The 22,131-nt window shown below is 55.1% G+C and carries 15 protein-coding genes; 10 read left to right on the forward strand and 5 right to left on the reverse strand.

Annotated features, from left to right (window positions below; all coding sequences use genetic code 11):
• The first annotated feature begins 449 nt into the window (after nt 1–449).
• Both iolC and GSQ70_RS02460 read left to right on the forward strand, forming a co-directional pair.
• The gene (gene iolC, locus GSQ70_RS02455) at nt 450–2,369 is read left to right on the forward strand and encodes a 5-dehydro-2-deoxygluconokinase (protein WP_158780809.1); all 1,920 of its coding nucleotides are present in this window, start codon (nt 450–452) and stop codon (nt 2,367–2,369) included.
• Nucleotides 2,370–2,615: 246 nt separating this feature from the next.
• Entirely contained in the window at nt 2,616–3,458 is an 843-nt protein-coding gene (locus tag GSQ70_RS02460) for a MurR/RpiR family transcriptional regulator (protein WP_158780811.1), read from the forward strand.
• A gap of 60 nt (nt 3,459–3,518) precedes the next feature.
• Here GSQ70_RS02460 and fdhF read toward each other — a convergent pair whose 3' ends face one another.
• From fdhF to GSQ70_RS02475, 3 genes are read right to left on the reverse strand one after another with little or no spacing between them, the layout of a single operon-like run.
• Nucleotides 3,519–5,669, reverse strand: a complete 2,151-nt coding sequence (fdhF, locus tag GSQ70_RS02465; protein WP_158780813.1) for a formate dehydrogenase subunit alpha — start codon at nt 5,667–5,669, stop codon at nt 3,519–3,521.
• A complete protein-coding gene (locus GSQ70_RS02470; protein ID WP_158780815.1) occupies nt 5,662–6,183 on the reverse strand; it encodes a 4Fe-4S dicluster domain-containing protein in 522 nt (173 codons plus the stop codon). Before GSQ70_RS02470 ends, fdhF begins: the two co-directional genes overlap by 8 nt.
• Nucleotides 6,180–8,120 carry an FAD-dependent oxidoreductase gene (locus tag GSQ70_RS02475; protein WP_158780817.1) on the reverse strand — a complete coding sequence of 647 codons (1,941 nt, stop codon included), beginning with the start codon at nt 8,118–8,120 and terminating at the stop codon, nt 6,180–6,182. The genes GSQ70_RS02470 and GSQ70_RS02475 overlap by 4 nt, the downstream gene beginning before the upstream one ends.
• A 345-nt stretch (nt 8,121–8,465) precedes the next feature.
• Between GSQ70_RS02475 and GSQ70_RS02480 the strand changes: the two genes are divergently transcribed.
• The 3 genes from GSQ70_RS02480 (at nt 8,466) to GSQ70_RS02490 (ending at nt 12,796) form a co-directional block, all read left to right on the forward strand.
• Entirely contained in the window at nt 8,466–11,684 is a 3,219-nt protein-coding gene (locus tag GSQ70_RS02480) for a molybdopterin cofactor-binding domain-containing protein (RefSeq protein ID WP_158780818.1), read from the forward strand.
• A gap of 9 nt (nt 11,685–11,693) precedes the next feature.
• Nucleotides 11,694–12,152: a (2Fe-2S)-binding protein gene (locus tag GSQ70_RS02485; RefSeq protein WP_158780819.1), complete on the forward strand. Its 459-nt coding sequence runs from the start codon at nt 11,694–11,696 to the stop codon at nt 12,150–12,152.
• Between the two features lie 62 nt (nt 12,153–12,214).
• Entirely contained in the window at nt 12,215–12,796 is a 582-nt protein-coding gene (locus tag GSQ70_RS02490) for an NTP transferase domain-containing protein (RefSeq protein WP_233268234.1), read from the forward strand.
• On the opposite strand, the gene GSQ70_RS02495 is transcribed toward GSQ70_RS02490, so the two are convergent.
• Nucleotides 12,786–14,573, reverse strand: a complete 1,788-nt coding sequence (locus tag GSQ70_RS02495; protein WP_199257214.1) for a sigma 54-interacting transcriptional regulator — start codon at nt 14,571–14,573, stop codon at nt 12,786–12,788. The genes GSQ70_RS02490 and GSQ70_RS02495 overlap by 11 nt on opposite strands.
• A gap of 350 nt (nt 14,574–14,923) precedes the next feature.
• On the opposite strand from GSQ70_RS02495, the gene ygeW reads away from it, so the two are divergent.
• Genes ygeW through arcC form a run of 5 tightly spaced genes read left to right on the forward strand, consistent with a single transcriptional unit; the run spans nt 14,924 to nt 20,970 of the window.
• Nucleotides 14,924–16,114 (forward strand): knotted carbamoyltransferase YgeW, encoded by a 1,191-nt coding sequence (ygeW, locus tag GSQ70_RS02500; protein ID WP_158780820.1) that lies wholly within the window; start codon nt 14,924–14,926, stop codon nt 16,112–16,114.
• Between the two features lie 50 nt (nt 16,115–16,164).
• Nucleotides 16,165–17,370 (forward strand): diaminopropionate ammonia-lyase, encoded by a 1,206-nt coding sequence (gene dpaL / locus GSQ70_RS02505; RefSeq protein ID WP_158780821.1) that lies wholly within the window; start codon nt 16,165–16,167, stop codon nt 17,368–17,370.
• 12 nt (nt 17,371–17,382) lie between these two features.
• Nucleotides 17,383–18,600 (forward strand): YgeY family selenium metabolism-linked hydrolase, encoded by a 1,218-nt coding sequence (locus tag GSQ70_RS02510; protein WP_158780822.1) that lies wholly within the window; start codon nt 17,383–17,385, stop codon nt 18,598–18,600.
• 48 nt (nt 18,601–18,648) lie between these two features.
• On the forward strand, nt 18,649–20,034 hold the full coding sequence (gene hydA, locus GSQ70_RS02515) for a dihydropyrimidinase (RefSeq protein ID WP_158780824.1): 1,386 nt from the start codon (nt 18,649–18,651) through the stop codon (nt 20,032–20,034).
• A 3-nt stretch (nt 20,035–20,037) separates the two neighbouring features.
• Nucleotides 20,038–20,970: a carbamate kinase gene (gene arcC, locus GSQ70_RS02520; RefSeq protein WP_158780826.1), complete on the forward strand. Its 933-nt coding sequence runs from the start codon at nt 20,038–20,040 to the stop codon at nt 20,968–20,970.
• Here arcC and GSQ70_RS02525 read toward each other — a convergent pair.
• The gene (locus tag GSQ70_RS02525; RefSeq protein WP_158780828.1) at nt 20,957–21,808 is read right to left on the reverse strand and encodes an XdhC family protein; all 852 of its coding nucleotides are present in this window, start codon (nt 21,806–21,808) and stop codon (nt 20,957–20,959) included. The genes arcC and GSQ70_RS02525 overlap by 14 nt on opposite strands.
• Nucleotides 21,809–22,131: the final 323 nt, after the last annotated feature.

Genomic DNA, 22,131 nt, shown 5'->3' on the forward strand with positions numbered 1-22,131 from the left:
GAGGCGATTATAAACAAATATTTTTTTCACCAAACACAATTACAGAAGAAACATTTCATTTTGCGAGAGAGATCAAATTATCTAATGAAACCGCAGCCTGAAGGGCGATCTGCCAGGCGAATCTGCAAGGTGAAGAGCGCCTACGTCAGTAAACGAAAAATTTCGTTTCACTTCAGTATGTTCGCCACTTTAATTCTGCAGGATTGGGAGCAAGGTCACACCGCCCTGCAAGCGGGATAAACAGTGACATTTTGATCCGCAGGGACCGCCAGCAGAAGAGTTTTATCCATCTCACACTTTTGGGCCAAAAGTTTCATTTAATATTGAAGTTGAAATTTTTATTCTCCATACTGATTGCCATGTCAGGTCCGGAAGCCGGGAAGGCAGTTTCGGGAGACCCGCTGGAGAAGCGCAGCTGAATTGGCTTATCACAGAAGGAATAAACAGGTATGAGTACACAACAGAAACGGCTTGATGTGATTTGTATCGGACGTATAGCCGTTGATCTCTATGGCCAGCAGATTGGTGCCAGGCTGGAAGATATGAGCACATTTTCCAAATATCTCGGCGGCTCTTCCGGCAATGTTGCTTATGGTACGGCCATTCAGGGACTGAAATCGGCAATGCTGGCCCGGGTTGGCGACGAGCATATGGGTCGTTTTCTGCGGGAAGAGCTGCAACGTGTCGGCGCTGATACGCAATGCCTGATCACTGACAAAACCCGCCTGACCGGGCTGGTGATCCTGGGGATCAAAGATCAGGATACCTTCCCACTGGTGTTCTACCGCGATAACTGCGCGGACATGGGCCTGATACCGGAAGATATAGAGGAAGAGTACATCGCCTCTTCCCGCGCCGTGGCGGTGACCGGCACCCACCTTTCTCACCCGGATACACGCGCTGCCGTGCTGAAAGCGCTGGAAATTGCCCGTCGTAACGGAATACGCACCGCGCTGGATATCGATTATCGCCCGGTGCTGTGGGGGCTGACCTCACTGGGCGATGGTGAAACGCGGTTCATCGAGTCGCAGCACGTCACCCAACAGCTGCAGGAAGTGCTGCACTATTTCGATTTAGTGGTGGGAACGGAAGAAGAGTTTCATATTGCCGGGGGTAGCACCGATACACTGACGGCGCTGAAAAATGTGCGACAGGCCAGTAAAGCGACGCTGGTCTGTAAGCGTGGCGCAATGGGTTGTGTGGTGCTGGAAGACGACATCCCGGAAAGATGGGAACAGACCCGACTACAAAGCGGCGTGCGGGTGGAAGTGCTGAACGTGCTGGGAGCCGGGGATGCGTTTATGTCCGGGCTGTTGCGCGGCTGGCTGAACGATGAAAGCTGGGAGCAGGCCTGCCGCTATGCCAACGCCTGCGCTGCGCTGGTGGTTTCCCGCCACGGCTGCGCTCCGGCGATGCCAACCAAAGCCGAGCTGGATGATTTCCTCAGCCGTGACAACAAGGTGAAGTGCCCGGATCTGGATACCCGCCTCACTCATCTGCACCGGGTCACGACCCGTAAACAGCAGTGGCCAGAGCTTTGTGTTTTCGCCTTCGATCACCGTAAGCAACTGCTGGATATGGCTAATGAAGCGGATGTGGATACCTCGCGCCTGCCGGAACTGAAACAGCTGCTGTTGCGGGCGGCTGAAGCCGCAGCCGGGGAAGCGGGGTTGGATCACCGCAGCGGTATTCTGGCTGACACCACCTACGGGCAACCCGCTCTTAACGCCATAACCGGTAAAGGCTGGTGGGTTGGCCGCCCTATTGAGCTGCCCAGCTCCCGCCCGCTGCGCCTGGAACACGGCAACATTGGCTCGCAGCTGGTCGACTGGCCGCAGGAACACGTGGTGAAATGCCTGGTCTTTTATCACCCACACGACAGTGCAGAGCTGCGGCAGGAGCAGGATGAGCTGATCCTCGATGTGTGGCGGGGCTGCAACAAGAGCGGTCACGAACTGTTGCTGGAAGTGATCCTGCCGGAGAGCAATCCGGACAAAAAAGAGTCTTACTACCTGGATATCCTCAGCCACTTCTATTCGCTGGGTGTTCAGCCGGACTGGTGGAAACTGCCGCCGCTGCAGCCTGAAAGCTGGCAGGCGATCGGCGGTCTGATCGAGCAGCAGGATCCCCACTGCCGCGGGATCCTGATCCTCGGTCTGGATGCGCCGGAAGAGAAGCTGAAAGCCGGATTCGCCGCCGCCGCCAAATCCCCCTGGGTTAAAGGCTTCGCAGTAGGCCGCACTATCTTCGGCCAGCCTTCGCGGCAGTGGCTGCAGGGTGAGCTGGATGACCAGGTGCTGATCAATGAGGTCAAAAGTAACTATCTGCGGCTGATCAATGCCTGGCGCGAAGTGCGACCGGCGAAGTAATCAGTGGCACCGGGGGCGAGTTATTCGCCCCTTTTTTACATCCTTCTTCTGCTGAAACCCCGCACTTAATTCTCGCCGCGAAGTAAAATTCCCTGCAAAGAATGGGGATCGGCTGCCAATCTGTGATTTATTTCATATCCCGATGAAATAGATCGCCTGATTTTCGTTAGGAAGTGAAATTTTTTGTTCATCTGGTAGACTATCGGGCAGATGAACGTGACTTATTTTTCTTAGCGAGCCGAAGTAATGACCAATAACCCGACGCAGCTTTCCCTGTTACAGGACGACATCCGTCGTCGTTACGATACTCTGAGTAAGCGCCTGAAGCAGGTGGCTCGCTATATCCTTGATAACAGCAACAGCATTGCTTTTGATACCGTCGCCTCCATTGCGCAGCAGGCGGACGTGCCGCCCTCCACGCTGATCCGCTTCTCCAACGCTTTTGGCTTCAGCGGCTTTAACGAAATGAAACAGGTTTTCCGTCAGCACCTGATGGAAGAGACCGTGAACTATACCGAACGGGCACGCCTGTTCCGCCAGACGGCAACGGATGAAACGGCCACGCCGCCAGAAAACCCGGCCGAAATCCTCAACGTATTCACCATGGTAAACTCGCAGGCGCTGCAGCAGCTGGCAATGCAGACTAACCCGGAGCAGCTGAATAAAGCGGTTGAGCTGCTGAACCAGGCAGAGAATATCTATGTGATTGGGCTGCGTCGTTCGTTCAGCGTGGCATCGTATCTGACCTATGCCCTGCGCCATCTGGAGCGCCGTGCGTTTCTGATCGACGGTCTGGGCGGGATGTTCGCCGAGCAGCTGAGCATGGTAAACCCGAAAGACGTGGTGATCGCCATCAGCTATTCGCCTTACGCGCGTGAAGCGGTGGAACTGGTCGAGCTGGGCGCCAAACGCGGTGCGCATCAGATCGCCATTACCGACAGCCAGGTCAGCCCGCTGGCCGCCTTCAGCGATGTCTGTTTTGTCGTGCGGGAAGCACAGGTTGATGGCTTCCGTTCCCAGGTGGCTTCCCTGTGCCTGGCCCAGACTCTGGCCGTCTCCATGGCGCTGAACAACGTCGAAAAAGCATAAAAAACGGGTGGAATTTTCCACCCGTTTTCAGCCGACTCATTTCATTTCTGTGCCGGTTGATCAGGCCAGCGGTCTCGCCGCTTCTGCCAGACGGTTTTTCATCTGCTGGTAAGCTTCAGCCACATATTTTTCAGCCCATGCAGCATCGTCAATTTTTTCCAGCCTGACCGCGCAATATTTGAATTCCGGCGTTTTAGCGATGGGGTCGAGACTGTCGATCGTCAGTTCATTACAGGCACCAATCCACCACTGATAGGTCATATAGACGGCTCCCTTATTCGTTCGTTCGCTGATATCAGCCCTGCTGATCACTTTCCCCCGCCTTGAGGTTATCCAGACCAGCTCGTCCTGGACGATCCCAAGCTCCTGCGCATCTTCCGTGTTAATTTGTACCCGTCCTGGCTCATCGGCCTGAGCACTCAACGCATGGCAGTTCCCGGTCATTGAGCGGCAGCTGTAATGGCCAACTTCTCTGACCGTGCAGAGCACCAGCGGCCACATTTTATCCACCACTTCCGCTGGCGGATGCCAGTCGCAGGCAAAAAGCAGCCCCTTGCCAGAAGGCCGTGAAAAATGGCTTCCCTCGTACAAATAAGGCGTTCCGGGGTGGGACTCTTCCGGGCAGGGCCACTGGACGTAGCCAAAATCAGCCATTTTCTCCCAGGTCGCGCCCTTGTACAGCGGACACAGCAGGCGCAGCTCGTTCCAGATGGCCTCATTGTCGGCATACTGCATCGGATAGCCCATGGCAGTGGCCATACGGCTGATAATTTCCCAGTCCGGCAGCACGTCACCCTGCGGTTTAACCGCCTTATAAAAACGCTGGAATCCCCGATCGGCGCTGGTATAGACCCCTTCATGTTCACCCCAGCTGGTTGCAGGCAACAAAACATCGGCCAGCTCCGCCGTTTTGGTCATAAATATATCCTGCACAATCACCAGCTCCAGCTTCGCCATCGCCTTGCGCATCAACGCAAGATCGGGTTCCGTTTGCAGGGGGTCTTCTCCCATAATCCAGTAGGCGCGCAGCTTTCCTTCCATTGCCAGATGCGGTACGTCGGTGATGGAATGGCCCACTTTGTCGCTCAGGGACTTCACGCCCCAGGCTGCAGCGAATTTATCGCGGGCAACGGGATCGGTAACAGGTTGATAGCCGGGAAAAAGGTTTGGTAACGCCCCCATATCACAGGCTCCCTGGACGTTATTTTGTCCCCTGACCGGGCCGACCCCAACCCCGGGACGACCAAAGTTACCGGTTGCCAGCGCCAGGCTGGAAAGCCCTTTCACCACATCCACCCCTTGTCCCCACTGGGTTACTCCCATTCCCCACAGGATGGTGGCATTTTTCGCCCCGGCATAAAGATGCATCGCCTGGCGGATCAGATCGGGTGCCAGGCCCGTCACCTCCTGTACCGACTCTGGCGAATAGCGCGATACCACTTCCCGCCACTCATCCACGCCCTCAACATGCTGTACAAGATAATTTTTATTGCAGAGATCGTCAGCAATCAGCACGTTGGCGAAAGCATTCACCAGCGCCATATTGCTGCCGTTCTTCAGAGGGAGCCAGAGATCTGCCAGCCGGGCGCTTTCGATATAGCGGGGATCGCATACGATAATTTTGGCCCCCTTCTCTTTAGCCCTGACGATTCGCCTGGCCACAATGGGGTGAGAATCAGCGGCGTTGTAGCCGAATATCAGCAGACAGTCACTGTTCTCGATATCCTCCAGCGAATTGCTCATTGCGCCATTCCCCAGCGTGGCCTGCAATCCAGCCACCGAGGGGCCATGACAAACGCGGGCACAGCAGTCAATATTGTTGCTCCCCAACACTGCCCGGACGAATTTTTGCATCACATAGTTGGTTTCATTGCCCGGCCCCCGCGACGAACCTGTGACCATAATGCTCTGCGCGCCATAGCGATCTTTAATCTTCTGCAGCCGTGAACTGGCAAAAGAGATCGCTTCCTCCCAGCTTACCGCCTCAAAAGGACCACCCCGTTTACGGCGGATCGCCGGATGCTGCAATCGGGGAGTGAGTAGCCGGGTATTATTGAGAAATTCCCAGCCAAAGTAGCCCTTCAGGCAGAGTTCTCCTTCATTGGTTACGCCCTTCGCCCCCCTGGCCCCGACAATCTTACCGGCCTCGGTTTGCAGTGCGATTTTGCAGCCACAGCCGCAGTACGGACAGACAGAAATTACTTCATCCATGGTTTGATCCCTCCAGCAGAAGCAGCCCACTCAGGCGGCTGCATTTGGCGGCTTTTTGCTGTTTTTTTTGTTGCTGAAGGCTGAGACCTGCAGCAGTGACAATGGCGAGCGCATCCGTGGGACAGACAGAGACGCAGGCCGGGCCGGATTGCTGCCCGCTACAGAGATCGCATTTAATAATCTGCGGACTCAGGTCAGGCTGGCTGACAATCTCAATCGCGCCAAACGGACAGGCAACGACGCAGCTTTTACAATCGATGCAGTTGTGGCTGACTGATTCGATCGCTTCTCCTTTTCTGTACAGAGCTCCTGTCGGGCAAACCGCCACGCAGGGGGCGTTTTCACACTGTCGGCACATTACTGGCGCACTGATGTTGCTCAGCTTTATCACCCTGAGCCGGGGAAAATAGTGACGGGCGGTAAGCGCCACACCGCCGACATGGACGACCGCACAGGCCACTTCACAGGTATGGCAGCCGATGCACTTCTCCGGTGAAGCCACGATAAAGCTCATGAGGCACGCTCCCTCAGCTGTTGCTGTTCCTCAAACATCTGCATCATTTCACCGGCGCTACGGCGGCCTTCGGCCATCGCGGTGACCACCAGATCGGCCCCGTGAACGGCATCACCGGCGGCAAAAACTTTTGGATTGTGCGTTTGCGTTTTGCGGCCTGACTGCCCGGTAATAATCAAGCCCCAGCGGTCGAAGCGAATCCCCTGCCCGGCCAGCCAGGGCATCTCGTGCGCCTGGAAGCCAAACGCCAGGATCAGCGCATCGGCCGCCAGCACAAACTCTGACCCGGCGATGGGCTGTGGCCTGCGACGCCCGTCACTGCCGGGCGCCCCCATTTCAGTACGGATCAGCCCAATGCCGTTCAGGCAGCCCGCTTCATCCAGCCCGATATACTGCGGCTGCAGGTTAAACATGAATTCCACCCCTTCTTCGCGGGCATTGGTGACCTCCTTCTTAGAGCCAGGCATGCTTTTCTCGTCACGGCGATAGGCACAAATCACGCTTTCCGCCTGTTGCCGCACGGCCGTTCTCAGGCAGTCCATTGCGGTATCCCCGCCGCCAAGCACTACCACCTTTTTACCCTTCAGCGAGACATAAGGCTGCTGCTCATCCTCTTCCAGCTCCATCACCTGCCGCGTGTTCGCGATCAGATAAGGCAGGGCCTGCATCACCCCAGGCGCATCTTCATTCTCCAGTCCTGCGCCCATCAGTCCGTAGGTCCCCACGCCAAGGAAGACCGCGTCGTACTCTTCCAGCAGTCGGGAAAAAGGAATATCGCGGCCAATTTCACAATTGAGGTGAAAATTGATTCCCATTTCACTGAATATCGAATGTCGGTTCACGATCACCTGCTTATCCAGTTTGAAAGAGGGAATGCCAAAGGTCAGCAATCCGCCGATTTCCGGGTGGCGATCGTAAACATCCACGTGAACCCCTTGTCGCCTCAGCACATCGGCACAGCCCAATCCGGCCGGCCCGGCTCCCACAATAGCCACACGCTCCGGTCTGTCTTTTACTCCATGCAAGACTGGCCTCCAGCCCCGGGCAAGCGCTTCATCCGTGATGTAACGCTCAATATTACCGATGCTGACGGAGCCGGGTTGACCGTTCAGGGTACATGCCCCCTCACACAGGCGATCCTGGGGACAAACCCGCCCGCAAATTTCCGGCAGGCTGCTCGTCTGGTGAGAAAGTTCTGCGGCTTCGATAAGCTTTCCTGCAGCCGCGAGCTGAATAAAATCCGGGATAGCGTTATGCAAAGGACAGGTCCAGTTACACCACGCTTTCTGTGCGCAATACAGACAACGATCCGTTTCATATCGTGCCTGGGCCTGATTAAGCCCCTGATAGATCTCCCTGAAGTGAAGCTTTCTGTCCTTTGCTGCGAGTTTGGCAGCGCCGATGCGCGGGGTTCTGTCAAGCAGCTCAACGCCTTTTGAAGCGATGGGGGCTGGCCGATTTTTCCCTCCGGCAGTCGCATGCTGCCGGTACAACCGCAGTCGCTGCAGTTCAGCCTCATCCATTAGCTGAAGTGCCTGCGCGGGACAAGTTTCAACACAGGCTGCCTGCCCCGCTGCCAATTGCTGGCACAGGTCACATTTCTGCACCACAGGCCGGTCACTGACCTGCTCGATAGCGCCAAAGGGACAGGCAAGCAGGCAATTTTTGCAGCCGATACACTTCTCTTCCCGCAAACGAATGCTGTCACCTTCCGGGACCAGTGCTTCTGTCGGGCAACTGGCCACACAGGGGGCGTTATTGCAATGGCGGCAGGTTAACGGCACGGCGCTGCCGCCACGGGTAATAAGGTGAATACGTGGCCGGAACTGCTCAGGGCTGGCAGGCCAGGCCTGCTGGTTATGTGCAAGCACACAGGCCACTTCGCAAACGTGGCATCCAATACACTCACCGGGGTTAACAACAACGAATCGATTCATAATTATTCCTTTTTGCGATTCCGCCAGGTGGCTAATGCAAAAAAGAGGCGAGTTTGCAGAAACAGGAAGAAATTACTTCTTTATGTGAACCTTCTCTCAATATGTTGATTGCAGACGTTCCCTTCTGCCGCTGGCCCTGCCAATACGCCTTCACTCCGTCTCAATTTGATAAAAATCACTTCAAATTGAAAAAACAACGCGATCCTTGCACGCCTTAACGCTTTGCAGACAGGCCATTTTTCTAACCGCCATCACAACTCTGCAGCAACAATGAGCCTCCTGACTTCTCTGGCATATCCCTTGCTTTGAAAGCGCCATAAATGGATCTCTGGAGGGCCATGCCCAATGAATACGTTATTGGTTGGCAGTGAAGTCCCGCGCGTCGACGGGGCAGCAAAGGTAAAAGGCGCCGCCGTTTATGGCGACGATATCGTGCTGAAAAATATGCTTTATGGCGTGTGCCGCTATGCCGATATTGCTGCAGGTCGGATCGAGAAACTCGATCTTAGCGAAGCGAAAAAAGTGCCTGGTGTGGTCAGAATAGCCACCTGGGAAGATATTCCCGGCAACACGCATATTGGAGTGGTTATTCCTGACTATCCGCCAATAGTCGATCGTGAAATCGCTTTTCGTGGCGATGTGATAGCCGTGGTGGCGGCAGAAAATTATGAAGCTGCCTGCCTGGCCGCAGACAAAATCAAAGTGGTTTACACCCCGTGGACGCCGATCACTTCCGTCAGAGAGTCAATCAGCCCTGGTGCCCGATTGATCCACAGCGACAGAGAAAATAACATTATCAATCATCACCATACGGTGAAAGGCGATATTGAGGCCGGGTTCGCCGCTTCCACCCATATTTTCGAACGCGACTATGAGGTGGGCTTTCAGGAACATGCTTATATTGAGCCGGAATCCATTACGGCCGGGTACGATGACAACGAACAGATCCTGAACATTTATGGCTCAGTACAAAATGCGCACCGCGTCAGAGGAATGGTGGCGAAATACCTCAACCTGCCTCAGGCCAAAGTTAACGTCAAACGCTCGGTGCTGGGTGGCTCGTTCGGCGGAAAAGATGACATTATCGATCATCTGGCCTGCCGTGCCGCACTATTGGCGAAGCTGACCTCCCGTCCGGTTAAAATCACCTACAACCGCGAACAATCGATGCGGGAGAGCTATAAACGTCATCCCTATCTGATGCATTACAAAATTGGCCTGGACGATCAGGCGCGCATCCAGGCGATCAAAATCGACGTGCTGGCCGATGGTGGCAGCTACGCCGGGCAGACGGTATTTGTCACCTGGCGCAGTTCGGTGCAGGCCGCTGGCCCTTATAACATTCCCAATGTCCGGGTGGATGTCACCGGCGTCTATACCAACAACAATTACACCTCGGCCTATCGTGGATTTGGCGCGCCACAGGTGATTTTTGCTAATGAATCCCTGATGGATGAAGTGGCCGAAGCTATGGGGCTGTCGCCCATTGAGCTGCGCCTGCGTAACGTGCTGAAACAGAACGATACCAGTATGGCCGGACAGGTCTTCAGCGAACACTGCGTATCGGCGCAGGAAGTGCTGATGAAAGCGGTCAAAAGTACCGAATATCTCGAGAAGAGAGCGCATTTTCAGCAGCTCAATCAGCAGGGCGGTCCCATCCGTTATGGCATCGGGCTGGCACTTAGCCACCGCGGATGTTCTCTGGGTGCGGAGGGGCTGGATGCCTCATCTGCGCTGATTCAGGTTAACGCGGACGGCAGTATCAATATCTCCACGTCGGTCTCAGAAAACGGCCAGGGGTTGCAAACGACCATGTCGCTGATAACGGCTGAAGCTTTCGGCGTCAGCCTGGATCGCATCAGCTTTTCCGATCCGGCCACCGCGATGATTGCTGACGGCGGATCAACCGTGGCCTCCCGCGGGACGCTGATGGGCGGACAGGCGATTCTCAATGCCGCCAACAAGATCAAACGCCGGATGGCCGATGCCATCACAGAGCCACTCTCGGTAAAAGATCGGGAAGATCTGGTTTGGGAGAATGGCAAAGTCTTTAACCGTCATCACCCCTGGCAACGTTTGTCGTTTCAGCAGGTGGTGGATATGACCAAAGCCACCGGTGCGAACCTGTCAGCCTATGGCTGGCATGTTGCTCCTGATATCCACTGGGATGAAGAGAAAGGAACCGGAAGCCCTTATTTCACCTGGGTTTATGGTTGCCAGGTCGCCGACATCGCCATCGATACCCGCACGGGAAAAATAGCCATCAATCACATTACTGCCGTGCATGACGTGGGAAAAGTGATCAATAAGGTGGGGTTTGAGGGGCAGGTTTACGGCGGCGTGGTACAGGGAATGATCGGCTATGGCATGCTGGAGGAGTTCAATATTGAAAATGGCGAGGTGAAATCGGAAAACTTTGACACCTATCTGTTGCCGACTATCAAAGATGTCCCGGATATTGAAGTCATCGCCGTCGAAAACCACGATAAAGCGGGTCCATATGGCGGCAAGGTCATTGGCGAGCCGGTACTGGAACTCGGCGGTGCTGCACTGAACAATGCCGTGAGTTTTGCGCTGGAACGGCGCAATTACGTGCTGCCGCTGACCCTGGAGCAGGTCCGGCTGGGTTACGCCCTGAAAAAACCGGTCCGGCAGAGCGAGCTACTGGCAGAAACCGGAGAGAAAAAACAGGTGCTTCGCCTGAATACCATTCAGCTCACGCGGGCAACAACGCTGCCAGAGGCACTGCAGGCGCTGGCAGAGGGAACGGCCCAGCCCATCGCGGGAGGCACTGATGTGCTGGTACAGGCGAGGCTGAAATCAGCTGCCGTGCCACTGGTCGATATCTCCGCAATCAAAGCGCTGAAGGAGGTCGTCGCAGTAGCCGAAGGCGTCTCGATCGGTTCCGGGGTTTGCTTCAGCGATCTGACCGTTCATCCGCTGATTAAGGACAGCTACCCGTTACTGGTCACCGCCTGCAATACCATTGGTTCCCTGCAATTGCGCAACCGCGCCACGATAGGCGGCAATATTGTCAATGCAGCGCCCTGTGCTGACTCGATGCCTCCTTTAATAATTTATGACGCCACGGTGGTATTGCAGAGCCTTAAGACTAAGCGTCAGCTGCCACTGGCAGAATTTGTAACCGGCGGCTACCAGACCAGGCTCCAGCCTGATGAACTCGTTACCGCAATTATCCTCCCCCTCCCGTATCAGGACACCGGGCTGCAGCAGCGCTATCTCCAGCTGGGGCGACGAAATGCGCTGAATATTACCCGCCAGAGTTTCACCGGCCAGTTCACCTTTAATCCGGCAGGTATCCTGACACGCTGTCGTCTGGTGGATGGCGCGCTGTTCAGCAACCCTCAACGGTTGATCGCTGTTGAAAAAACGCTGACCGGGAAAAAGCTTACCGCTGAGCAGATTGACGCTGGAAGCAAAGCGCTCGAAACCCTGCTGATGGCGGCCATTGGTAAACGCTGGTCCGCCGCCTACAAAGTGCCGGTGGCTATCGATATGCTGCGCCAGATGCTTCAGGAAGCACAGGACAGCCAGGTTATATAAGGAACTGAAATGCATCACATTAAGCTGAAAGTAAATGGTATTCAGGTAGAAAAAACGGTAGGCGATAACCGCCGCCTCCTTGATTTTCTGCGGGAAGATTTGCAGCTGACGGGTACAAAAGAGGGCTGCTCGGTAGGAGAGTGCGGTGCCTGTACGGTGATTGTGAACAGCAAAGCGGTCTGTTCCTGCCTGCTGCTTGCTGCACAGTGTGACGGAGCGGAGATCTCGACCATTGAGGCGCTAGCTGCTGACGAAGTCGGAAAAAGGTTGCAGCAGGAGTTCGTGCGCCACGGTGGCGTTCAGTGCGGCTTCTGCACGCCAGGCGTGCTGATGAGTACCAAAGCCCTTCTGGATAAACATCCCAACCCCGATGACAGCCAACTGGCAGAAGCCCTGGAAGGCAATCTCTGCCGCTGTACCGGCTACCAGCCAATCATTAAATCGATCAAGGCTGCCCTGAAACCTTAATACACAGTCGGGCCTGCCTTGCCATGCAGCTGGCAGGCCCACCGGAACAAGGAACAGACGCCATGAAAGAGTGCATTATGCTGGCAGCAGGCCTCTCTTCGCGGATGGGCCGCTGGAAAATGATGCTGCCCTGGAACGATGGCACCGTGCTGGACAGCGCACTGCTGAATGCGCTGGCCTTCTGCGATAAAGTGATTCTGGTCACCGGCTTTCGGGGTGAAGAGTTGCGGCAGCGCTATGGGGGTCACCCGGGGATCCAGATCTGTCACAACAAGGACTTCAGAGAGGGAATGTTCTCTTCTGTCCGCTGTGGCGCAGCGGAGCTGGCAGGCGGGCGTTTTTTTGTCGTGCCTGGCGACATGCCAGCCATCGATCCGGAGATTTATGCCAGCTTGTGGTCTCACTCCGCTCAGGAATGTCTGCAACCCTTTTATGATGGCGGCAACGGACATCCGGTGTTACTTCCTCCGCCGCTGATAAAGTTGATACGCAACTCGCCAGCAGAGAGCAATCTGCGCTTGCTGATGCAGGCTTACGGCAGACTGAGCGTCCCTGTTGGCAGCAAAACCATTCACTGGGATCTTGATACCCCCGAACAGTACCATCATCTGCTGGCGATCCCGGAACTGAACGCTAATCCGTAAGATGGTATTTTTTGATCTTACGATAAAGAGTGGCCACGCCGATGCCCAGTTCATCAGCGACCTGCTTTTTATTGCGGCAGCGCTGCAATGCTTCTTCAATAATGGTTTTTTCCATCGATTTGAGGTTTGCGCCGCCCTCTTCATCGTGCAGGCAATCCCCGGCCCGGAGTAATTTCACCACGGCAGTTTCCCGGGTCTCCAGCGTGGAAGCTGCGTGGAAAACCGGGGGCAACAAAGCGCTGTCGATCATCTCGCCATCGGGAACAATATTCACCAGATACTCCACCAGATTACTCAGTTCACGAACGTTGCCCGGCCAGCGGTAGCTCTGCAGTAGCCTGACCACTTCCTGGCTGACTCCCGGATAAGTGCAGCCAATACGCAGTGAGTGATAATTCAGGAAGTAATGCAGCAGCAGCTCCACATCTTCTCCCCGTTCACGTAATGGCGGCAATTCCAGAGGGATCACATTCAGGCGATAGAACAAATCCTCCCGGAATCGGGAGGCACTGATAAATCCCTGAAGATTTTGATGGGTGGCGGAAATAATCCTGATATCAACAGGAACGGGACGGCTGGCACCCACGGGGAGAACCTCGCGAGTTTCAATCGCCCTCAGCAAACGCGCCTGCAGGCTGAGCGGCATATCGCCGATTTCATCCAGAAACAGCGTTCCACTGCTGGCGGACTGAATTAATCCTGGCCGGCCTCCTGGTGACGCACCGGTAAAAGCCCCTTTCACATAGCCAAATAGTTCGCTTTCCAGCAGATTTTCCGGGATCGCCGCGCAGTTGATGGCAACAAATGGCTTATCGTGCCGCTTGCTTAACCGATGGATAGCACGAGCGACCACTTCTTTGCCGCTACCGCTTTCCCCCAAAATCATCACGCTGGAAGGGCTGGAAGCTATCCGCATAATCAGGCGTTTCAGCTTTTTCATTGCCAGCGACTGCCCCACCAGCCGTTCAATGCCGGGAGGATCGTCATCCTCGGGCAAAGCTGCCAGAGAAGCGCTCTGATGGAAGGCCAGTAAAAAAAGGGATTGCTGCCCGGTGTGATGCAGCTGCCCGGTCAGGACATTTTGCCACTCCTCCAGCCTGACCCGATGCTGAATGTGTCCTTCGCTGGGTTCTTTCTGGCGGCTCACCGGCTCAACAGTCAGCGTTCTCCCCAGGACCGACTCACGGGCAAGATGCAGCAACTCAAGTGCCCGATCGTTGATAATTCTCACTTTGCAGTCTCGATCCCGGACGATCACACCCTGATCGATGTTGCTCAACAGAAGCGGCCATATTGCCTCGTTTTTAGGTGTTTTTTGCTGGGCACTGGAGAGATTTGCCACCAGCAGACGGGAAACGTGCCAGATATACTGCGCAAACATTTCCGCATTTTCGCTCAGTCGGTGATGCTGTTCATTATTCACTGCGATCAGGCTGATCACCCCCAGGCATCGCTGTGGCCCGAGGATCGGGACACCAATAAAAGCCCGCTCCTTGCAGCTGTCACGATTCTGGCAGGCGGCACATAACGGATTAAAACGTGAGTCCACGATCACCACTTCCTTCTGCGTCTCAATCACGTTCCTGAGCAAATGGCTGTTATTTTGCGGCGGGCAGCCAAATCCGCTGCCATAAGGCCCGGTTCCGGCAATCCGTATCAGGTGGTTATCGACAACTTCGACCTCCATCCGCAAAACATTGGCCAACAGGCTGCTGAAGTTAAGAATGGTGGACTGGATGAGCATCAGTGCAGAGGGTGATGCTGCTGTTTCACTCATATATGACTCCCTTTTGTCCCTGTTGCGTTTTCTCGTCCCGGAGATGCTGGCTTCTCTCATTTTGAGAAGAACAGCCGATTTTCTCATTTTGAGCCCTGCAGGCTCTGCGTCACCTCAATGACAACAGCTATACAACTACGTTGCTTATTCAGAGCAGGACATGATTGATCACAACAAAGGCCTTTTTTTCTTAAAAATACCTTCAGAGTAAGAATGCGATCACATTTCATCCAGCTGTCGGGCCGGACATAAAGGATTGGCACAGAAGTTGATAAAGGTCGGGAGGTTATTACATTTCCCTGCCTCGCCCCCGGCAGGGGTTAGCTTTGATGTCATAAGGAACGCCTGAAATGGATGAAATCACCACGCTGTTGCATGCCATCCGGCAGAAAAAATCTGGCCTGGCAAAAAAAGACTTTCTGCTGACCTGGGAACAAACCCGGCAGGAGCTGGAGCAGGTTCTGGAAATTGCAGAAGTCATGAAACGCATGCGGGAAAAAAATATCGACACCCGTATCTTCAACAATGGACTGGGGATCTCGGTATTCCGTGATAACTCCACCCGAACCCGCTTTTCTTATGCTTCCGCGCTGAATCTGCTGGGCCTGACACAGCAAGATTTGGACGAGGGAAAATCGCAGATCGCCCACGGTGAGACGGTACGCGAAACCGCCAATATGATCTCGTTTTGCGCCGACGCTATCGGCATCCGGGATGATATGTATCTCGGCGCAGGTAATGCCTATATGCGTGAAGTGGGTGCTGCGCTGGATGAAGGATTCGCCGAGGGCGTTTTGCCTCAGCGCCCTGCGCTGGTCAATTTGCAATGTGATATTGACCACCCAACGCAGTCGATGGCGGATCTGGCCTGGCTGAAAGAACATTTTGGCAGCCTGGAGAACCTGAAAGGCAAAAAAATCGCCATGACCTGGGCTTACTCTCCCAGCTACGGTAAACCCCTCTCTGTGCCGCAGGGCATTATCGGGCTGATGACCCGATTTGGTATGGATGTCACCCTTGCCCACCCCGAAGGTTACGATCTGATACCCGACGTGCTGGAGGTCGCCCGCAGCAATGCCAAAGAGTCCGGGGGCAGCTTCCGCCAGGTCAGCACCATGGAACAGGCATTCCGCGATGCCGACATCGTCTATCCCAAATCCTGGGCTCCCTGGCAGGTTATGCAACAGAGAACCACACTGCTTCGCAGCCAGGACAGCGCCGGTCTGAAATCTCTCGAACAGCGCTGCCTGCAGCAGAATGCCCAGCATCGTGACTGGCACTGCACAGAAGAGTTGATGAAGCTAACCCGTCAGGGCAATGCGCTCTATATGCACTGCCTGCCTGCTGATATCAGCGGCATCTCTTGTGAAGCCGGAGAAGTCGAGGCCAGCGTTTTCGAGCGTTACCGTATCGCTACCTATAAGGAAGCCAGCTGGAAACCGTGGATTATCGCCAGCATGATCGTGGCGCGGAAATTCTCAGACCCGGCAGCCGTGCTGGAAAAACGCCTCAAAGAGGCCCTTCCGCGAATCAAGCTTTGAAACCGGGCACGGCAAAAACGCATCCACTCTGTTTACCGGGAAAATCAGTCATGTCACAGTTTATGCTACAGATGAAAATCGCCGGGAATGCCACATTTTCCCCCGGCGGGTCCACACTTTTTAATCGTCACCACGCCCGGGCGGCCAGAGCCTTCCACAGTAAACTGCCAGGGTACCAGCCTACCCCGCTTCGCCTGTTACCCGCTTTTGCTCAGGCGCTGGGTGTACATCAGGTTATGGTCAAGGACGAGTCACAGCGCTTCGGTCTGAACGCATTCAAAATGCTGGGCGGAGCGTGGGCCATTGCCTGCCTGCTGTGTGAAGAATACAACCTCGATATTGGTGAATTCTCCTTTGAATCCTTTCGCCGCCAGCATCCTCAACCGCTGACGTTCACTACCACTACCGACGGAAATCACGGTCGCGGCGTCGCCTGGGCGGCACAACAGCTGGGGCAACATGCGGTCATTTACATGCCTAAAGGTTCTTCTGCCGCCCGCGTTAAACACATCACCGACCTCGGGGCGGACTGTATTGTCACCGAAATGAACTACGACGATACAGTGCGGCTGACGATCGGCACAGCTGAAAAAAACGGCTGGAAAGTGGTGCAGGATACCGCCTGGCAAGACTACACCAGAGTGCCAACCTGGATTATGCAGGGTTACGCCACGCTGGCGGATGAAGCCGTTGAACAGATCGCCGCAGCAGGAATGGCAGACCCCACTCATCTCTTTTTGCAGGCCGGGGTGGGAGCCATGGCTGCCGGGGTTCTGGGCTATTTCAGCGATGTTTACGGTGCCGGGACGCTGCATGCGGTGGTGGTTGAACCGGATAAAGCTGACTGCCTGTTCCGGTCAGCTCAACGCGGCGAAATCGTCAACGTGGCTGGCGAGATGAACACCATCATGGCTGGCCTGGCCTGTGGTGAACCGAACCCTCTGGGCTGGCCTGTGCTGAAAAATTGCGTGCAGCATTTTATCTCCTGCGAGGACCGGGTCGCCGCATTGGGTATGCGTGTGCTGGGAAATCCATTGGGAGACGATCCCCGCATCATCTCCGGCGAGTCGGGAGCAGTCAGCATGGGCGTACTGGCCGCCATTCTGCACCATCCCCAGGCACAGGAACTGAAAGACCAACTCAAGCTCACTGCCACCTCTCGCGTGCTGCTCCTCAGTACCGAAGGCGATACCGATCCTCAGCATTATCGGGAAGTGGTGTGGGAAGGAAAAGATGGGATCACAGCGAGTAATTAACAGGAGTTTAAAATGGTAAAGCCTATTCCGTATGACGCGATTCTTGCTCAGGCTCAACGTTATCAGCCTGAAATGACGCGCTTTCTGCGCGATATGATCGCTATTCCCAGCGAAAGCTGCGATGAGAAGAGGGTAATAGAACGCATCCGTCAGGAGATGGAAAAAGTAGGTTTCGATAAGATCGACGTCGATCCGATGGGGAACATTCTTGGTTATCTTGGCCATGGCCCCCGCCTGCTGGCAATGGATGCGCATATTGATACCGTCGGTATTGGCAATATAAAGAACTGGCAGTTCGATCCTTATGACGGCATGGAAGATGACCAGCTGATCGGAGGCCGCGGGTCGTCCGATCAGGAAGGTGGTATGGCCGCTATGGTCTATGCCGCGAAGATCATTAAAGATCTGGGCCTGGAGGATGAGTACACGTTGCTGGTGACCGGCACCGTGCAGGAAGAGGACTGCGATGGCCTGTGCTGGCAATATATTATCGAGCAGTCAGGTATCCGCCCGGAGTTCGTGATCAGTACCGAGCCCACCGACTGCCAGATTTATCGTGGGCACCGCGGCCGCATGGAAATCAGGGTTGAGGTACAGGGAGTGAGTTGCCACGGCTCTGCGCCGGAACGTGGTGATAATGCCATTTTCAAGATGGCCCCGATCCTGACCGGGCTACAGGAGCTGTCCGGCAAGCTGGGCAATGATGACTTCCTGGGAAAAGGAACGCTGACCGTTTCAGAGATTTTCTTCACCTCCCCCAGCCGCTGCGCGGTTGCCGACAGCTGTGCCGTCTCCATCGATCGCCGCCTGACCTGGGGCGAAAGCTGGCAAAATGCGCTGGAAGAAATTCGCGCCCTGCCAGCAGTGAAAGCGACAAAAGCGGAAGTTTCACTCTACAACTACGAGCGCGCCTCCTGGACTGGCCTGGTCTACCCTACTGAATGTTATTTCCCCACCTGGAAGGTGGAAGAAGATCACATCACGGTGAAAACCCTGAGTACGGCCTATCGCGGCCTGTTTAAACAGGATCCGGTCGTGGATAAATGGACGTTCTCAACCAATGGCGTGTCGATCATGGGACGCCATGGTATTCCGGTCATCGGCTTCGGCCCGGGGAAAGAGCCGGAAGCCCACGCTCCCAATGAAAAAACCTGGAAGGACCATCTGGTCACCTGCGCCGCATTGTATGCAGCGACACCACTGGCCTGGCTGCAGCAATTGAACAGCTAAATCGTTTTGAGGCTGGCACTCATGCCGGGTGCCAGCGGGAGAGAGACGATGAGAAAACTTCTTAAAGGCGGCATCCTGGTAGACGAGGCCGGGGAGTACCGCCAGGACCTGCTGATTGAGCAGGGAAAAATTACCCGTCGTGATGAACATATCAGTGCGGATGCCAGTATGGAGGTGATCGATGCACAGGAGTTGCTGATCATGCCTGGCGGGATTGATGTCCATACCCATTTCAATATTGATGTTGGTATTGCACAGAGCTGCGACGATTTTTTCAGTGGTACCCGGGCCGCCGCGTGCGGAGGGACCACCACCATCGTCGACCATATGGGTTTTGGGCCTGATGGCTGCTCGCTATACCACCAGCTGCAAAAATATCATCAGGATGCAAAAGGCCAGGCCGTTATTGATTACAGTTTTCACGGGGTGATCCAGCACGTTAATCAGCAGATCCTCGAAGAAATTGCCCCGATGGTGCATGAAGAGGGCATCAGCAGTTTCAAATTTTATCTGACCTATAATCATATGCTGCACGACAGCGATATCCTGAAAGTTCTGCAGCGCCTCAATGAAGCTGGCGCACTGGCCACGGTACATCCTGAAAATGATGCGGCTATCCAGTGGCGTATTCAGCAGTTCAGGAAACAGGGGAAAACAGCACCGATCTGGCATGCACACAGTCGTCCGTTGGCCTGTGAAGCAGAAGCGATCTCCCGCACCATCAATCTTGCCAGGCTGGCGGATAACGCCCCACTTTATATCGTGCACCTCTCAAATGGCCTTGGGCTGGACTATGTTCGTCTGGCCCGGGCAACCGGGCAGCCGGTCTGGGCAGAAACCTGTCCGCAATATCTCCTGTTGGATATCAGCCGTTATCACCTGGCCGATGGCCTGAAGTACATGCTCAGCCCGCCGCTCAGACCGTATAGCGAACTGGATAAGCTGTGGGTCGGCATTGCTGACGGCAGTATTGCAACCGTCGCCACCGATCACTGCAATTTTCCCTTCAGTCAGCGCCAGCAAATGGCAGCAGCAGATTTTACCCGCTGTCCTAACGGATTGCCCGGTGTGGAAAACCGTATGGCACTGCTGTTTTCCTCCGGCGTGATGACAGGAAGGATAAGCCGCTCTCGCTTTGTCTCGCTTACCAGTGCGCGTCCGGCAAAACTCTTTGGGTTGTGGCCAGAAAAAGGCAGCCTGCTGCCGGGTGCAGATGCTGACCTGGTCCTGTTCGATCCCCGCCTGCATCAAACCATCCGGCATGCAAAGCTCCACGACCGGGGGGACTACTCTCCCTATGAGGGAATATCGTGCCAGGGTTGGCCGGTGATGACACTGTCTCGTGGTGAAGTCGTTTGCCGCGAAGGACGTTTTACCGGGCAGGCAGGACATGGCCGGTTTATAGCCCGCAAACCATTCATTGAAAAGGAGTAAATAGTGAAGAAGCGAATTGTTATGGCGCTGGGAGGAAATGCTCTGGGTAATGGACTGGAGGAGCAAATGAAGGCGGTGCACAGCACGGCCAAAACCATTGCCGGACTGGTAGCTGAAGGCCACGAACTGGTGATTACCCACGGCAATGGCCCGCAGGTGGGGATGATCCACCAGGCCTTTGAGGCGGCCGCCGCCACCAGCGCTCACTCTCCGGTACTGCCAATGTCGGTCTGTGTGGCACTCAGTCAGGGATACATTGGTTACGACCTGCAGAATGCGCTTCGTGAGGCTTTGCTTGATATCGGCATAGTGAAAAATGTGGTGTCGTTGATCACTCAGGTTCGCGTTGATGCGCACGATCCGGCTTTTAATCATCCTGATAAGCCAATCGGCTCATTTCTGACGGAAGAAGAGGCGAAAAGGCTGCGCGGTGCGGGCGTACTGCTGGTTGAGGATGCCGGTCGCGGCTGGCGGCGGGTGGTGGCCTCACCGAAACCCCAGGAAATCATCGAAGCCCGGTCGGTTAAAACGCTGCTTGAGGCGGGGCAAATTGTCGTCACTGCAGGGGGCGGAGGGATCCCGGTCATCGCCAGTGATAACCGGTTGCTGGGCGCAAATGCGGTCATCGATAAGGACTGGGCAAGCGCCGTTCTGGCCAGAGATATCAATGCCGATATGCTGATTATCCTGACCGCAGTGGAAAAAGTTGCCGTTGACTTCAACCAGCCAGGTGAACGCTGGCTGAGCACCCTCTCCCCACAGGAGGCTCATCACTACATTGCCGATCGGCAGTTTGCCCCCGGCTCGATGCTGCCTAAAGTTGAGGCTGCTGTCTCCTTCGCAGAATCGAAGCCAGGACGTCAGGCATTGATTACTCTGCTGACCAAAGCCAGTGAGGGTATTGCAGGTAAAACCGGGACGCTTATACAGCAGTAGCCTCCCGGGAGGCGACGTTTTCAGCAGCGACGTCGCCCGTCTGCGTTTTATTCTCCTGACCTGCACCCGCTTTTTTCTGTCGGTAGTGCAGGATCATCTCCGCCAGAATACTCACCGCAATTTCTTCCGGCGTCTCGGCTTCGATTTCCAGTCCAACGGGAGCATGCAGAGTTGCCAGCCTGTCGGCACTGATCCCCTGCTCTTTCTGCAGCAGGTCGCGAAAATGCTGGGCTTTGCGTCGGCTGGCCAACAGCCCCAGATAAGCCAGCGGCAGTGAGATGACCTGTTCAAGCACTTCCCTGTCCTGGTGATTGGTGGCAATCACCACATAGCTGCTGCTGGTGAGCTTCAGCTGACTGATGATAGCGGTAAAGTTCTCCCCGCCTGCCCGTACACACTGCTCCGGCAGCTCAGGATGTTGCAGATTTTCTTCCCAGGGATCGGCAAGGGTGGTTTTAAAGCCCAGGGGGATGGCAAGGCGGGCCAGCGCCCGGTTGACATGCCCTGCACCCAACAGAAAAAGATGCGGACTGCCGGGATACACAGCAATGTGCACCGTCATTGCGCCGCCACAGTCAGAGCCTACGGCATTCGCTCCCTGACGGGCCAGCTTGCCGTGAAAAACCCTTGAAGTTCCTTCCGCCAGCGCCTCCCTGGCTTGCTCAATAGCCAGCCGTTCCATCATTCCTCCGCCAATGGTCCCCACGGTGGGACCTTCTTCCGGGACCAGCATACTGGCCGAGTGGCGCGGCGACGAACCGCGACATTCGATAATTTGTAAAAGGGCAAAAGCCCGGTTTTCATTTTCCAGCCTGCTGGCTGTGGTAAATAAGCTCATTGTTTTATCCTCAAATCCATAAGGTCTGCTGAGTTCCATGCAACCCGCATGCCGTTATTAATACATTAAGTATCAGTCAGATAACCAATTGGAGTGGGGTAATTTCTCATAATGAGAGAGAGATTATTAAATTGCGAAGATTCTCGTTTCACCCAGCGGTGAAACCGACTGTAAATGCATTTCATTATCACCTACTTTCCTGAGTCTCTTTCTGTCGCCGGCAGAGTGCGAATCCCGTCACGAAACAACGGCAAATAATCATCCCCGGACCAGCCTGGCTCACTTGTTGCTAATGCTCTGCCGAAACCCTCTCCACACAGGAA

Origin of the sequence: Pantoea sp. BAV 3049 (genome assembly GCF_009765445.1) — a bacterium.
GTDB lineage: Bacteria > Pseudomonadota > Gammaproteobacteria > Enterobacterales > Enterobacteriaceae > Erwinia.